Source organism: Uliginosibacterium sp. 31-12 (assembly GCF_030548425.1).
Taxonomy (GTDB): domain Bacteria; phylum Pseudomonadota; class Gammaproteobacteria; order Burkholderiales; family Rhodocyclaceae; genus Uliginosibacterium; species Uliginosibacterium aquaticum.
This window is the reverse complement of sequence record NZ_JAUOOA010000009.1, coordinates 105,715-121,223: the sequence shown is the minus strand read 5'-3', so window position 1 is coordinate 121,223 and position 15,509 is coordinate 105,715. Positions and strand designations below refer to the sequence as shown.

Below are 15,509 nucleotides of genomic sequence, written 5' to 3'. Positions count from 1 at the left end.
CCCCACCGTAGCGCCCCGATGCCCTTTGCCCACCTCGGCCTTGCCCCCGCCCTGCTGAACGCGCTCGCCGAGCGTGAATTCACCAGCCCCACCGCCATTCAGGCTGCCGCCATTCCAGCCGCCCTGCGCGGTGAAGACATTCTCGGCTCGGCGCCCACCGGCTCGGGCAAGAGCCTCGCCTTTGGCTTGCCGATCCTGCAGCAGCTCGCCGATCTGCCACGCAAATCCATCTATGGTGCCGCACGGCGCACCCACGCGCTGATCCTCGCCCCCACCCGTGAGCTGGCCATCCAGAGCGGTGAAACCCTCAAGGATCTCGCTCGCCATCTGGCCGAACCGGTCAAGGTGGTGGTGGCCTTCGGCGGCGTCTCGCTGAACCCGCAGATGATGGCGCTGCGCGGCGGTGCCGATATTCTCGTAGCCACGCCCGGGCGTTTGCTGGACCTCATCGACCACAATGCCGTCAGCATCAACCGGTTAAGCACCCTGGTACTCGACGAGGCCGACCGCCTGCTCGACGCCGGCTTTGCCGACGAGTTGCAGCGCATCCTCGCCCTGCTGCCGGCCCAACGTCAGAGCCTGCTCTTCTCCGCCACCCTGCCGCCGGGCGTCGAAGCGCTGGCCGCAACCCTGCTGCGTACCCCCACGCGCATCGCAGAAGCGGCCGGCGAACCCGAGATCGACCAGCATGCCCTCACCGTGGATGAAAAAAGCCGCACGGCGCTTCTGCTACACCTGATCCGCCAGGAAGGCTGGACGCGCGTGCTCGTTTTCGTCGCCACCCAGTACGCCTGCGATCTGGTGGCCAGCAAACTCGCCCGCCGCGGCATCCAGGCCGCACCGCTGCACGGCGAGCTGAGCCAGGGCGCGCGCAGCGAAGTGCTGGCTGATTTCAAGGCCGAACGCCTGCATGTGCTGGTCGCCACCGATGTGGCCGCACGTGGGCTGGATATCGCCCGCCTGCCAGTGGTGATTAACTACGATCTGCCGCGTGCCGCCACCGACTATGCCCATCGCATTGGCCGCACTGGCCGTGCCGGTGAGCCCGGGCTCGCCATCAGCTTCATCAGCGCCGCCACCGAAGCCCACTTCCGCCTGATCGAAAAACGTATCGGCATTCGCCTGGAACGCGAATTCATCGAAGGCTTCGAGCCTACCGAAACGCCCCAGCCCGGCGCAGGCTCAGGCGGCATCAAGGGCAAGCGAAAGAGCAAGAAGGACAAGCTGCGGGAAGCCGCCGCCGGGAGCGGGAATTCATGAGGGAGTAGGCGCGCAGCCGATGCTGAGCGCCGCCGGGCGGGCCTGTCGGCGGCGCCTTACTCTTCGACCGGCCTTCCCTGAAGCGGCTCCGGCAGCCCGCGCTGCAACTTCAGATGGTCCGTCTTAGCATGCTTTTTCGCCCAGGCCTCCGCCAGCGCATAGGGCATCGGCGCCTTCAGCTGCTCCAGTTGCAGACGCTGACTGGCCGGATCAAGGCTCACCCGGTACTTGCCCAGGTTGTAGAACAGATAGGCTGCGAAGAGATTGTCGTAATCCTCGTAACGCCCGGACTCGCGGCGGAAGTCACGCGACAGTACCGAAGGAAAGCGGTTCGGCAGATCCTTGAAAGCCACGGGCTCTTCGTCGTGCGGATCCATGTAACTGGAAGCTGCGTACTTGCGGTACAGCACCACATCCATCGCATAGCCGCGCGCCTGCCATTCGCGCATGATCTTCAGTGCCATCTCGGTCGGGATATTGGCCCGCAACGCCTTCTTGAGTAGTCGCCAGGAGAAATAGGGGCCGTTCAGCACCTCGAGCCTGGCATAGCCGGCGCCGTAGCGGAAAGCGCTGCCGATGGTCTTGGCACAGTTCAGATCCAGATAACCGTAACGCACCTCGCCCGAGTGATAGCGCGTGTCCGTCGCCTGGCGCTGGAAGTCGGCATTCAATTCGCGAAAGAAGGCTTCCAGTTCGGCCTTCTCACGCTCGGGCACGCCATACACGCGGATCCCCAGTACCGAACGCTTGTAGATCTCGCCGAAATCCAGCCCGAAGGAGGCCGTTTCGCCGAGCGAGGATGAAGTGCGAAACAGATACTCCATCTTCGGGATCCGGGTCATCAGCTCGGCGTTGTAGACGCCGCGCGCATGTGCTTCCGAACGGTCGGCATAGAAGTTCGCCGAATGCACGAACTCGTCACCAGAGGCCTTATCTCGAATCGACAAAGCCAGATGACCCGCCGAGCCGCCCTTGGAGGTGCCGTAGCTGATCAGCAGCTCCATGTCATACGGATCCTGCTGCAAGGCCTGCGCCACCGCATCGATATTGACCGGCTCCGGGCCGCCACGCGAGCCGAACTCGGCGGCCAGCGCCCCCGCACTCACGGTGAGTACAAGGAACGTGCTGACAAGACCTTTCTTCATCTCTCTCCTCCGTGGCCTGCGCATGCACAACAGACGAAAGCCTGAAGCACCATCACAACAGGCACTCAGAGCAAGTCGCCCCCTGCCGCCTCGGTCTCCTCTCCAGCCAGCATCTGGTTGGCCCATACCAGCGCCTGCGCCGCCGCCGGCATGAAGTCGGTGTAGTCGATGCCGCAACGCTGCACGGCCTCGGCGATCTGTACTAGGCGGGTGCTCGAATTAGCCTCACCCAGCACCACCAGATTCAGCGCATCCGCATAGGGCCCCGGCTTGCCCAGCAGTGCATCACGCACGGCCTCCGGCAGCGCCGCCTGCGCCAGCAACTCCGGCAGTGATCGCCCGAGCGCCTCGTCAAGCAGGGAAAACAGGCCCACCAGGAAAAGCTTGCCGGCATCCTCCGGAATCAGGCCCTTGCCCGCCATCAGCTCAAGCGTACGCCCGCGCGTGAGCGCTCGTTCGGCCAGCAAGCGCTGCTGATAATCCGGCTCGGCGAAATCGAAGAGCAGCAGTGACGTCCAGCGGTAGAACTTCTCCCGCCCGATCAGCACCAGCGCCTCTGTCAGATTGTCGATCGGCTTCTGCAAGCCCATGGCCGCCGAGTTCAGGTAGCGCAGCAGCTTGTAACTCATGGTCGGCTCGCTGGAGAGCTGATCCGCGATTTCGCCGAAGCTCCGGTCGCTCATCACCATGTTCAGGATCGGCAGCAAGACCATGCGATTGATCTTGGCGCTGCTCGGCCGCAGGCTCTCGCGACTGGAGATGAAGGCCCCCTGGAAAAAATCAAAGCCGCATTTGCTGCAGAACTGATAGTCGTCGTAGCTCTGCACATTGCGCGCCACCAGTCGCAATGCTCGCCCACCCGGTCTCGCCACAGCGCGCAGGGCGCGCGTTGCGGTGCGCAGGTCAATGCCGTTGAAAGCGGTGACATTGATCTGGATGAAATCCACCTGCTCCAGCAGCGGACCCGCCATGTCGAAATCCTCATCCGCCATCAGGCCTACCAGGAAGCCCTCCTCTTTGAGCCGTGCAAAACGTGCTGGCAGGCTCTCGAGTTCCGTCGTGTGTGCGCCCAGATGCACCACGAGCACGGTGTTCTTCGGTGGCAACTGGCTGATCCGCAAGTTGCTGAGCGACTCCACCGCCACCTGGATGAAGGCCAGGCGCCGGCCGAGCAAGGACTGGACGCCCTGCAACGCCATCCGGGTCAGCAGCGCCGCGTCATAAGCCTGGCGAGTCAGCTCCTGCTCCTGATTCATGCGGGCCTGCATACTGGTCAGCAAGGAGAACTCGTAGCCGGCGATGCGCCCGCCACGCGACAGGATCGCCTCGCGACGCACGAAGGCATTGTGGGTATCCGGCGCATCCTTGCGCGGGGCAAGGCGATTGAGCTGGGCGAAATCCTCCGCCTCACGGCGCCGGCCTGATGGCACAGGCTGAGGCGCGGCGACCACAGCCGCGCCGCGCCCGATCCAGCGACCGAAACACTGCAGCAATCTCTGTCTCAAGGACATGCCCAAACCATCTCCTGAATGAAGCACCGGCCAGCGCGCACAAGAATCCCACCTTGGCCGGAACCGGAATGCGCAATCAATTCCGCGACTGCGTTCTCCGCGAACCTCGCAGCATAGCCGCAGCGCGGGCGGAGCAACACCCTCAGCATGCGGAAGAAGCGCCGGCAACCGGAAATTTCTACGGACTGCCGGGACCTGCCTCGACGCCCCCCCCCCTGGAACGCGTCGAACAGCAACCACGACCACCACAGGGCGCATAGTCGGCCTGAATGATCAAACCAACGGGAGACATATGCCGCCAGAAAAACTTTCTGGCATAACATCCCCGACGAAATTTCCCCTGATCAATTCACGGAGCACGCAATGAAACGGATAGTCCCTGCAATCGCACTGAGTCTGCTGTGCGCCAATGCCTGCGCCGCCGATGGCACGACGCCTGTCAGCACGATCCGGAATGGCGATCGGATCACCCGCAGCCTGCAGAAATACACCCAGGAGACCCCCACATCGAAGCCCGTTCTGGAGGAAAAAATCGCTTCCACGTCCTACACCATCGAGTCAGGCGCCGGCGACGAACGCGTATTACGCAGCAGGAACGGCGCTGCAGAGATCCTTGGCAAGGATCTCGCGCTGATCGCCACGATCAACAAGAACGGGGAGCGCAAGGATATTGACCCCGAGACGGTAAAGCACTGGATGCCCACCACAGAACTCAAGCCGGGCATGAAGTGGTCATTTTCTGAACGCCATGAGCAGGTGGCCTCGAACTCCACCAAAATGTGCCAATGGTTTGGCGAGTATGACGCGGTGTCTTATGCGGACGAACGCGACCAGAACATCAACGGCAGCATCGTCCGCCTGCCTGTCATCGTGATCGAGGTGCGTGGCAGGGTGAATATCCGAAACTGCGTCGGATCAGGCTCCGACAGGGAGGAGCGCTACGTCTACTCCAGGGACCTGGACCTTGTACTGGAACACAGCTCACTGAGTCTGAGCTCTTATGGCAAATTGCTCGGCTCCAGCCAGCAGCTGAGCATCACATCCATCTCGACCGGCAAGAAAGTCGCTCTGCTCACGCCTGCTCCCTGACAAGCCCTTGCGCAGGGCGTCACACCCCTGCGCTATGTCCCTGGCACCAGAAGCCCGGCCCCAAGGGCCAACAACCCCGTTCTCTCAGGCAGCTCGACATGCCGGATCTGGCGCGCCGTCTGCCTCATTGAACCCGATCGTCATCATCTCCGGCACGGACCGCTCCCCTGCACGGTGTGTGCGCGCTCACCGGGAACTCCGGAGGCAATTGGCAGCCGTGCAACAGAAGCCGGCCGGAAAAATCGTGCTGCGCCCTGCATGTCCGCTGCGCTGAACTATGATGCGCGGCTCAATCCAATAAATGATTCAAGGGGACATGCATGAAGGGGCTTATTTCAATGCTCGCGCTGAGCATTCTGAGTACATCCGTCTGGGCCGATCCGGACCCCAGCAAGCCCGACCCCTTGCAAAGCGGCGATCAGGTCAGCAACGCCTTCAGGAAATATGTGCAGGACGCCCCCGGCTCCGAGCCCGTTCTTGAAAATCGCACCCTGACCTATTCCTACGCCATCGAATCCGACTCCGCCAGCGAGATTCTGTTGCGCTACGGGAATGGTTCGGCTGAAGTCCTGGACAAGAAGCTCGCCGTCATTGCCTCCATCAGCAAAACGGGAGAACGCAGAGCGATCCCGGCAGACGCAGTGGAACACTGGATGCCGAAAACAGAACTCAAGCCTGGCATGAAGTGGTCCTTCGAAAACCATTGGGAAAGCCCGGCCTCCAACGAAAGCGCTTATGTGTGCCGATTTGACGGCGAATTCAAAGCCAGATCGTCGGCCAGCGAGCGTGATGTAAGCATCAACGGCCAGATCGTCCGCCTGCCTGTGACGGTTGTGGATATCGAGGGGAAAACCTATCTTCAGGTTTGCGAAGGGGCCGTACCCTATACGCGCGAGCGCCGTGTGTATTCGAAGGACCTGCATCTCGTGCTCGAACACGAATACCTCTCACGCGATCCTTTCGGAAAACTGTTTGAAGGTTGGCTACAGACCGTCACCGCAGTGACGACCAAAAACCGGCTTTGAGCCGCACGCAATGCCTGACACGGCGAAAGCTCAGGGCAACAAAAAGCCCGCTCTGCAGAGCGGGCTTTTTGTTGGCTGATGCAATCTCAGATCACGAGCGGTAATCCGCATTGATCTTGACGTAGTCATACGAGAAGTCGCAGGTCCACACCGTGGCAGCCGCATCACCACGCGCCAGATCGGCGCGCACGGTGATCTCGGCGCTCTGCATGATGCGCGCGCCGGCTTCCTCGACATAGCTCGCCGCGCGCCCGCCCTGCTCAGCCACCAGCACTTCTTCCTTGCCGTCACCGAGCCACACGCGCAGGCGGCTCACATCCAGATCCAGCACACCGGCATAGCCGATGGCAGCGAGGATTCGGCCGAGATTGGGGTCGGAGGCAAAGAAGGCGGTCTTGACCAGCGGCGAGTGGGCCACGGCATAAGCCACCTGGCGGCATTCTTCGCGGCTCTTACCGCCTTCGATGACGATGCTCATGAACTTGGTGGCACCTTCGCCGTCGCGCACGATGGCCTGCGCCAGCCAGATCGAGAGATCGATCACCGCAGCGCGCAGCGCCTGGTAATCGGCGGAAGCGGCATCGGTGATAGCCGGTGCGCCGGAAGCGCCGGTGGCAATCAGAATGAAGCTGTCGTTGGTGGACGTATCGCCATCGACGGTGATGCTATTGAACGAGAGATCCGCGGCTTCCTTGACCAGCGCCTCGAGCAGCGGCTGGGCGACATCTGCATCGGTGGCAAGGAAGCCAAGCATGGTGGCCATGTTCGGCTTGATCATGCCGGCGCCCTTGCTCATGCCGGTGAGGGTCACCGTCTTGCCGCCGATTTGCAGTTGGCGCGAAGCGCACTTGGGCTGGGTGTCGGTGGTCATGATGGCATGGCAGGCCTCATACCAGCCGTCCGCCTTGAGTGCGGCCTTGGCGGCAGGCAGACCCGCGATGAGCTTGTCGACGGTGAGGTGTTCAAGAATCACGCCGGTGGAGAAAGGCAGTACTTCACGGGCACTCACGCCCAGCGCAGCGGCTACCGCGTCACAGGATGCGCGCGCATTGGCAATCCCCAGTTCGCCAGTGCCGGCATTCGCAATACCGGTGTTGATGACCAGCGCACGGATTGAGCCGGAAGCCAGGTGCTCCTTGCACACCGTGACCGGCGCAGCACAGAAACGGTTCTGGGTGAACACACCGGCCACGCGGCTGCCCGGCGCGAGTTCGATCAGAGAAAGATCGCGGCGGTTGAGCTTGCGGATTGCCGCTTCGGCCGTGCCCAGGCGTAAACCGGCGACAGGCAGGAGTTGATCGGCAACAGGCAATGGCAGGTTCACGGGCATGGCGCTTCCTTGGGATGCTTAGAGGGAAGCGCGGATTTTACGGCATCGGACGCCGGGTGCACCGCACCTCTTGGCGAAGGCCCAGCGGTGCTACTTCTTCACCGCCCCGCGCGAGGCCACATGCTGGAAGCTCAGGCTGGCCTGCTGGGCGAAATGGAGAAAGCCTTGCCAGGTTTCATCGTCAGGCGGATTGGCCGGCGCACGATCAGCGTAAAAGAAACCGATCACGCGACCAGCGGCCACGATGGGAGCGAGCATGCAGTCACGCTGGCCGGTGACGGCTTCGAGGCGGTCCAGCTTGAGGCCGGCCGCCGGCTCGCCCTTGAGCCAGATCGGCGCGGACTTGGCAAACAGCAGATTGATGATTTCGCCGGGGCGCTGATCGAGCGGAAACGCGAAATGGGCGGCAAGCTTGTCCGCATCGCGCCCCAGCGCCACCTTGCCCACCACCTTGGCACGATCCGCCGTCTGCAGGGCAAACACCGCCCGACTCATGCCAAGCCCGCGATAGATGCCTTCGAGCACCAGTTGCAGCACGTCATTGAGACTCGGGTTGCCTGCCAGCAGCATCGAAAGGTCACGCAGAATCTTGAGCTGCAGCATCGGATCCGGCGCGGGATCATTGATCTGGGCCACTTCGGCATCGATATCGACAAGCTCGCCCTTGGGCATCGGAATCAGGCGCGCAGCCTCTTCGGCGCCAAACTGGGCGGCTACGCGCGCGGCCTCACCGGCATTGGCGGTGAGCTCCTCGGTGATGTCCTTGAGCGGCAGGCCGATGTAGTCGGCGTATTCCGCCAGCGCAGCGCGCGCAGCGGGGGTTTCCCAGCCCCCCTCGACAGCATGAGCCAGGCGATAGCCGTGCAGGATGGCTTTTTCGTTGGCATCCGGATTGGCCGGCGGCTGGGCCGCCGCAATCACCATGGGGCCAAGGTGCCAGTCGCGCGCCAGCGCAGCGGTGAGGCTGTTGAGGCGAAAGCCCAGAACTTCGAGCTGCAGCTCTTCGGGCTTGGCATCGGGGCGCGCCTTCATGGCGGCATCGAGTTGCTCTGCCTGCTCGCCGCCAAAACACCAGAAGGCCATCTCTCCCACCCGCCCGAGCAGAGTGGCAATGAAGACTTCCTCGGCGGCCTTGCTGCTGCGCGCCCGAGCGGCCGTGCGGGCCTGCACTGCGGCATGGAAACAGCGTGCCATCTCGGCCACCACGCGTTCGCGCATACCGCTGGCGAGAAGTGCGTCGATGAGCTGGATGGAGAGGACGATGTTGCCGACCAGATCGAAACCGAGCACCACGATGGCCCGGCTGATGGTGTTCACGCTCTGTCGTGACGGATTGAACATCACGCTGTTGGAGAGCTTGAGCACCTTGGTGGTGAGGGCCGCATCCTGCAGGATGGCGCGCGAGAGGCGCGCGGTGGAGGCCATGTCGTCCTCGGTCACACTGCGCACTTCCTGCACCGTGCGGCCGAAGACCGGCATGTCCCGTTCCTTGATGCGATTGACCCATGCTTCAACGCCCGCCTGTGCTCCGCTCACGCGCATCTCTCCGGAAAACTTGTTCTCATGCGGGTTCTACGGCGTGGGGCGATCTCCCTTGAGGGGCCGGGCGGGCAAGATCCGATAACAATTGTGGCGGACTGCACACACTGTGTGCAGATTGTGACCAAACGCACCCGCCATACGCGTACGAATGCCTCAACTGGCCAGATGCGCCAACCGGCTGCGTGCATAGCGCGCCGCCGATTCGAAGCCCAGGTCGAAGAGACGCTCGAGATTGCTGCGCGACCAGTCGAACACGTCCGGCAATTCGGCTTCCGGGATGTCATCGATCAGCGGCACGCGGTGTGGCCGCTGCAGCTGAGGGTACTTGCCCAGATGCGTGGCTTCGAAGATTTTCAGATCGTCCCGCGCAATCTCGATCAGCGGGGTGAGGATGGACATCACCCAGGCGTCGTAAAGACTCTTGGGCGCACGCAGCAGGCGATCTGCGCCGAGGATGTCGAACACCACCACTTCTTCGAGCTGCGGATGGCGGCTCAGCAGCTCGTGAAAGTTCAGACAATCCAGCGCAGCGCCTTCGATGTAGAGCCCGCCATCCAGCTCGGTCGGTGGATACAGGAAGGGGAAGGACAACGCGGCTTGCAGATGCGGCGGGCCAAGCTTGTCCTTGCGGAAGTTTTCCATCTGGCGCGTGCGCAGGTTGAAGGCATTCACGCAGAAATCAGGCGTGATCTGCGGCACGGCGGCGAAATCAATGATCGTTTCGGCAAACGGTACATGTGCGCACAAGCCCAGCGACTCCGGGTTGAGATCGCTGGGGCAGGCTGAAGCCAGCATCAGCGCGCTGGAATCTTTTACCAGTTGGGCCAGTGGGGTCTGGGCGGGCCAATCCATCATTTTCTGGATGAAGGGATTCAGACCCAGCGCGCGGCGATACAGATCGGCCAGCGTGCCCGGCTTATTAAAGACCTTGAAGTTTACCGGGAAGGCCTCGTAGAGCGGGTCAGCCACGCCCATCTCCTTCAGCCCGGCCAGCGTGCTGACCGGATCGCCATTCTTTGGCGCGCAGTACATCAGGCCCAGCAAGGCGCCCGCCCCCGCCGTGGAGATCACATCGAACTTGAGCCCCAGTTCGTGGAAGGCCACCAGCGCACCGGCGACCAGGGTCGCATTCGGTGCGCCGCCACTGATGATCAGCGCAGTGCGGGCGGTATCGGCAGACGCGGGGGAAGGAGTGCGGCGAGAGGTGGCCATGCTGTTTCTCCGGGCAGAGGCGGGGGTCGATGCAGCATAATGAGCCCCCGTTGCAGCATGCTGACAGCTGCCCCGATGTCGGCCCTCCCGGAGTCCCTGCGTGAATTGGCCCGCTGATTTCCTGCCCCATCTGAGTGCCGCGCCGAGCGAAATCAGCGAAGCCTTCGAGTTCGCCTTTGCCGGCGAAGACCTGCTCCTGAGCCACCAGCACGCCCTGCCCGCTTCGGCCGTCTTGGCCGCCCTGCCTCCGCCAGAGAGCGACTTTCTGCTCGGCCAGCTAGGCGGGCGGCCGTGTCGCGCACGCCGCTGGCCGGCCGAGCTGGCACTGCCGGAAGAAGTCCAGGCGCTCAATCCACGCGCAGCCTTCGGCCTCATCGCGGATGAAACCTGGATGCTGGCCGCAAGAGCCAAGCACCTGCTCGGCTGGGATCGGGCCAGCCGCTTCTGCGGCGCCTGCGGTGCGCCCACCCTGATCGATCCGGCCGAGCCTGCCAAGCTGTGCACGGTATGCACCCACCGCAGCTACCCCCAGATCGCACCGGCCGTGATGTGCCTGGTGCGCAAGGGCAAGGAACTGCTGCTGGCGCGTTCGCCGCATTTCCGCCCCGGCATGTACAGCGCACTGGCCGGTTTCGTTGAGGCAGGCGAGAGCGTGGAGGGCTGCCTGAGCCGTGAAGTATTCGAAGAAACCGGCATTTACATCACCAATATCCGCTGGTTCGCCAGCCAGCCCTGGCCCTTCCCGCAATCGCTGATGCTGGCTTTTCATGCCGACTATGCCGGTGGCGAAATCACCCCCCAGGCCGATGAAATCGAGGATGCACAATGGTTTTCGCTGGACCGCCTGCCCCAGCTGCCAGCCCCGGTGAGCATCGCAGCACGCCTTCTGCAAGATGGCATTCGTCAGCTCCAGAGCGGCGAATAGCTCTATTTTGTTGCATTCGCACGACGCTCGGACTTGCCCTGCGGCGCTAGCAGCGGCATCCTTCCAGAATATCTGAGTCCGCCCATCCGGGCAGGCCTGAACCACAACGACTCCAGGAGTCCCGCATGACCTCAGCACCTCTTCGCCGCATCCTGATCGCCGCAGCCCTCGCCTGCAGCTCGCTCGCCGCCGGCGCTGCCGAACTCAAGGGGTGGGTGCGCGAAGCTGACGACTATCCGCAGCATCAAGGCCTGCAATATTTCTTCGATCGCCTCAAACTGAACTCGCAAGGCAAGCACAGCGGCAAGGTGATCTGCTGCGAAGAGATGGGCCAGCAGAAGGATGTGATTCCGAAATTCAGCAAGGGCGAAGTCGACGTGGTGCTGTTCACCTCCTCAGCCCTACAGGACGACGTGCCTGAAATGCGCATCCTGAACCTGCCCTTCCTGTTCCGTGACCCCGAGCACATGATGAATGCGCTCAATGGCGAAGTCGGCAAGGAGCTGCAGGTGCTGATGGAAGAGAAGGGCTATATCGCGCTGACCTGGTATGACGGCGGTGCCCGCTCCTTCTACTCGAACAAGAAGTCGCTCTCCTACGCATCGGACTTCAAGGGCCTCAAGATCCGCCTGCCCAAGCGCCAGGACCTGATCGCCATGGCCACCGCCCTGGGCGCCGAAGCTTCCACCATCGGTTTCGACAAGGTACCGGCAGCCTTCAAGGCAGGCGAGCTGGACGTGGCCGAGAACGACCTCACCTCCTACTACACCTCCGAGCACTACAAGATCGCGCCTTATTACACCTTCAGCTACCACCTGGTGCAGCCGATCGTGATGCTGATCTCCAAGCAGCGCTGGAGCAGCCTGTCGACCGCTGACAAGGGCATCGTGCAGCAATCCGCTATCGAGTCCGCTGCCTACGCCGCCAAGGTGCGTGCCCAGGCCGACTCTGCGCTCAAGTCCAAGCTCGAAAAGGCCGGTGTGAAGTTCGCGCCGTTCCGCGGTTCGGCTACCACCATCTCGCTGATGAAGGATGCCTACGCCCCGGTCGTGGCCAGCCAGCGCACCACTGCCCTGATGGTCAAGATCATGACCGGCTCGCGCAAGGTTGCTACCGAGTAAGCATTCTGGTTTTCAGTTGTCCGCCTGGCGGTGCCCCGACAGCACCGCCCCGGCGCTGGCCGGCAAACGCGTAAGCCACAGCAGTGCCGTCAGCGATACCAGCGCCACCACAGCGAAGGCAGGCGGAAAATCCGCCGCCTGCGTGGCCTGATGCCCCTGCAGACTCATCGCCCCCTGCAGGGCAAATGCCCCCACCGTCACCCCCATGCCCGCCGCCAGTTGCTGCACCACGCTGGCGAGGCTGGTGGCTTGGCTCATCTGCGCAGTCTCCACATCGGCATAGGACAGCGCATTCAGGCTGGTGAACTGCAGGGAGCGGAAACAGCCGCCGACCAGCAGCACCACCATGATCAAGGCATGTGGCGTATGCGCCGTGAAGGCCCCGATCAGGAGTAATGAGACGGAGGCCAGCGCGGTGTTGACGATCAGCACACGGCGAAAGCCGAAGCGCTGCAGGATCTTCGCCGCAATGGTTTTCATCGACAGCGCCCCGGCCGCCGAAGCACAGGTCAGCAGACCCGATTCAAAGGAATTCAGGCCGAAACCCAGTTGCAGGAACAAGGGCAGCAGGAAGGGAATCGCGCCGATACCGATGCGGAAGAAAAAGCCGCCGACCACCCCGGCGCGAAAAGTCTCGATGCGCAGCAAGTCCAGACTCAGCAGCGGATACGCCTTGGCACGCGCCTGCCATACATAGATCACCATCAGCGCAGCTCCGGCAGCCATGCAGGCCAACGAAACGGGCAGCGAGACCAGATGCCGCCCGGCCGTGGCCAGGCCCAGCATCAAGGCGGAAAGGCCCAGCGCCGAGAGCAGGAAACCACTCCAGTCGAGCGGCCGGGGGACGTCTTCGCGCAGGTTCTCGATATGCCGCCCGGCCATGTAGAGGCCCAAGATGCTGATCGGGATATTGATGAAGAAGATCCAGCGCCAATGAAAGTAGGTGGCGATGAAGCCGCCCAGCGGCGGGCCGATCACCGGCCCCAGCAGGGCCGGCATGGTCAGATAAGCCATGGCCTGCACCAGCTCGGCCTTGCTGGTGCTGCGCAGCACCACCAGCCGCCCCACCGGCACCATCATCGCGCCGCCCATGCCCTGCAGGAAGCGCGCGGCCACAAATCCTTCCAGCGAAGCGGACAAGGCACAGCACACCGAACCGCCCATGAACACGCCAATGGCCGCCCGGAACACCGTGCGCGCGCCGAAGCGATCGGCCATCCAGCCACTGATCGGGATGAACACCGCCAGGCTCAGCAGGTAGGAGGTCAGCGCCAGCTTCAGGGCGATCGGATCCTCCTGCAGATCCCGTGCAATGGTGGGCAGGCAGGTGGCGATCACCGTCGAGTCCATGTTCTCCATGAACAGGGCACAGGCAACGATCATCGGCACCAGGATGTGTTTCGGAATGCGCAACACGGCAGACAGCCCCGGCCAAAAGCAGCAGTGTGACGCAGCAGGCGCCCAGGACGAAACGGCTTTACGCAGCTTTGCCCTACAATCGGCCCATGCGCCGCCCTCCCAACTCTGCTCTGCCCGAACCCGCCAGGCCCGGCGAATTCCGCCCCCTCGCCACCCTTGCCAAGCTCCTGCCCTACTTGTGGCAATGGCGCTACCGGGTGGGGGCGGCCCTGATCTGCCTGATTGCCGCCAAGCTCTCCAACGTATGGGTGCCGCTGGTGCTCAAACGCATCATCGACAGCCTGGCGATCACGCCCGCACAAGCCTTCATCGTGGTTCCCGCGGCCCTGCTGCTGGCCTACGGCCTGCTGCGCTTCTCGACCTCGCTGTTCACCGAACTGCGTGAAATCCTCTTCGCGCGGGTCACCCAGGGCGCGGTTCAAGCAGTGGCGCTGACGGTGTTCCGACATCTCCATGCGCTGTCCCTGCGCTTTCATCTGGAACGCCAGACCGGCGGACTCACGCGCGATATCGAGCGCGGCAACCGTTCGATCAGCAGCCTAATCAACTTCGCGATCTACAGCATCCTGCCGACCCTGGTCGAAGTGGCGCTCGTCATCGGCATCCTGCTCTACAAGTACGAAGCGGCCTACGCCCTGATTGCGGCGGCCACGCTCACGGCCTACATCCTCTACACCATCAAGGTCACCAACTGGCGCACCGCCCTCAGGCGCGAGGCCAACGAGCTCGACTCGGCCGCCAGCGCCCGCGCCATCGACAGCCTGCTCAACTACGAGACGGTGAAGTACTTCAACAATGAAGACTGGGAGGCCGGCCGCTACGACGGCCAGCTCTCGGCCTGGAGCCGCGCGGCAGTGCGCAACCAGATCTCGCTGTCATTCCTGAACATGGGCCAGGCCGCGATCATCGCCAGCGGCGTCACCGCCATGATGTGGCGGGCCGCAGGTGGCGTGGCCGCCGGCCACATGAGCATCGGCGACATCGTGCTGGTCAATGCCTTCCTGATCCAGCTCTATGCCCCGCTGAACTTCCTTGGCGTGCTGTACCGCGAGATCCGCCAGGCGCTCACCGATATCGAACGCATGTTCGGCCTGCTCGGCACCGAACGCGAGATCCGTGATCGCACTGACGCCATCGACATGCCGGCCGGGCCGCACACGCTGCGATTCGAGGCGGTCGGCTTTGCCTACGATGCGCGTCGCCCGGTGCTGCATGAAGTCTCACTGGAGGTGCCGGCTGGTCATACCCTGGCCGTGGTTGGCCACTCCGGCGGCGGCAAATCCACCCTCGCACGTCTGCTGTTCCGCTTCTACGATGTCACCGCTGGTGCCATCACCATCAACGGAGTGGATCTGCGCCAGATCCGCCAGGCCAGCCTGCGCCAGGCAATCGGCATCGTGCCGCAGGATACGGTGCTGTTCAATGACACCATCCTTTACAACATCCAGTACGGCCGCCCCGACGCCCGCCGCGAAGAGGTGATCGCCGCCGCCCGTGCGGCCCAGCTGCACGACTTCATCAGCGCCCTGCCCGATGGCTACGACACCAAGGTGGGCGAGCGCGGCCTCAAGCTCTCCGGCGGCGAAAAGCAGCGCGTGGCCATTGCCCGTACGCTCCTCAAGAACCCCTCGATCCTGATCTTCGACGAAGCCACCTCTGCGCTCGATTCACGCACCGAACAGGCCATCCAGACCCAGCTCGAAGCCGCCGCGCAGGGGCGCACCGCGCTGATCATCGCGCACCGTCTGTCCACCGTGATGAATGCCGACCAGATCGCTGTGCTGGAAGGCGGCCGGGTCATCGAGCGCGGCAGCCACACCGAGTTGCTGGCGCTCGATGGCGCCTACGCAGGAATGTGGCGCCTGCAGCTGCAGGAGCGCGCCGAGGGCTGAGCGCCCTCGGCAAAGCCTTGCTCGCAGGCTGCAGGCGG

The 15,509-nt window shown here is 63.3% G+C and carries 12 protein-coding genes; 6 read left to right on the top strand and 6 right to left on the bottom strand.

What is annotated here, in order from left to right; all coding sequences use genetic code 11:
- Nucleotides 1–18: 18 nt before the first annotated feature.
- Nucleotides 19–1,260 (top strand): DEAD/DEAH box helicase, encoded by a 1,242-nt coding sequence (locus Q3Y64_RS16370; RefSeq protein ID WP_303563448.1) that lies wholly within the window; start codon nt 19–21, stop codon nt 1,258–1,260.
- 56 nt (nt 1,261–1,316) lie between these two features.
- On the opposite strand, the gene Q3Y64_RS16365 is transcribed toward Q3Y64_RS16370, so the two are convergent.
- Complete coding sequence (locus Q3Y64_RS16365; RefSeq protein WP_303563446.1) at nt 1,317–2,405, bottom strand: hypothetical protein; 1,089 nt, start codon at nt 2,403–2,405, stop codon at nt 1,317–1,319.
- A 65-nt stretch (nt 2,406–2,470) separates the two neighbouring features.
- A complete protein-coding gene (locus Q3Y64_RS16360; protein WP_101941616.1) occupies nt 2,471–3,916 on the bottom strand; it encodes an EAL and HDOD domain-containing protein in 1,446 nt (481 codons plus the stop codon).
- A 363-nt stretch (nt 3,917–4,279) separates the two neighbouring features.
- On the opposite strand from Q3Y64_RS16360, the gene Q3Y64_RS16355 reads away from it, so the two are divergent.
- Both Q3Y64_RS16355 and Q3Y64_RS16350 read left to right on the top strand, forming a co-directional pair.
- The gene (locus Q3Y64_RS16355) at nt 4,280–5,005 is read left to right on the top strand and encodes a hypothetical protein (protein WP_303563443.1); all 726 of its coding nucleotides are present in this window, start codon (nt 4,280–4,282) and stop codon (nt 5,003–5,005) included.
- Between the two features lie 320 nt (nt 5,006–5,325).
- Nucleotides 5,326–6,030, top strand: a complete 705-nt coding sequence (locus Q3Y64_RS16350; RefSeq protein ID WP_303563441.1) for a hypothetical protein — start codon at nt 5,326–5,328, stop codon at nt 6,028–6,030.
- Nucleotides 6,031–6,121: 91 nt separating this feature from the next.
- On the opposite strand, the gene argJ is transcribed toward Q3Y64_RS16350, so the two are convergent.
- The 3 genes from argJ to Q3Y64_RS16335 form a co-directional block, all read right to left on the bottom strand.
- Complete coding sequence (argJ, locus tag Q3Y64_RS16345; protein WP_101941619.1) at nt 6,122–7,360, bottom strand: bifunctional glutamate N-acetyltransferase/amino-acid acetyltransferase ArgJ; 1,239 nt, start codon at nt 7,358–7,360, stop codon at nt 6,122–6,124.
- A gap of 90 nt (nt 7,361–7,450) precedes the next feature.
- Nucleotides 7,451–8,896 carry an HDOD domain-containing protein gene (locus Q3Y64_RS16340; RefSeq protein WP_158239165.1) on the bottom strand — a complete coding sequence of 482 codons (1,446 nt, stop codon included), beginning with the start codon at nt 8,894–8,896 and terminating at the stop codon, nt 7,451–7,453.
- Nucleotides 8,897–9,055: 159 nt separating this feature from the next.
- Complete coding sequence (locus Q3Y64_RS16335; protein ID WP_101941621.1) at nt 9,056–10,114, bottom strand: patatin-like phospholipase family protein; 1,059 nt, start codon at nt 10,112–10,114, stop codon at nt 9,056–9,058.
- A 100-nt stretch (nt 10,115–10,214) separates the two neighbouring features.
- On the opposite strand from Q3Y64_RS16335, the gene nudC reads away from it, so the two are divergent.
- A complete protein-coding gene (nudC, locus tag Q3Y64_RS16330; RefSeq protein ID WP_303563436.1) occupies nt 10,215–11,039 on the top strand; it encodes an NAD(+) diphosphatase in 825 nt (274 codons plus the stop codon).
- A gap of 125 nt (nt 11,040–11,164) precedes the next feature.
- The gene (gene dctP / locus Q3Y64_RS16325) at nt 11,165–12,160 is read left to right on the top strand and encodes a TRAP transporter substrate-binding protein DctP (RefSeq protein ID WP_303563435.1); all 996 of its coding nucleotides are present in this window, start codon (nt 11,165–11,167) and stop codon (nt 12,158–12,160) included.
- Between the two features lie 12 nt (nt 12,161–12,172).
- Here the strand turns inward: dctP and Q3Y64_RS16320 are convergent, their stop codons facing one another.
- A complete protein-coding gene (locus tag Q3Y64_RS16320; RefSeq protein ID WP_216821668.1) occupies nt 12,173–13,576 on the bottom strand; it encodes an MFS transporter in 1,404 nt (467 codons plus the stop codon).
- Nucleotides 13,577–13,665: 89 nt separating this feature from the next.
- Between Q3Y64_RS16320 and Q3Y64_RS16315 the strand changes: the two genes are divergently transcribed.
- A complete protein-coding gene (locus Q3Y64_RS16315; RefSeq protein WP_303563433.1) occupies nt 13,666–15,471 on the top strand; it encodes an ABC transporter ATP-binding protein/permease in 1,806 nt (601 codons plus the stop codon).
- Nucleotides 15,472–15,509 lie beyond the last annotated feature (38 nt).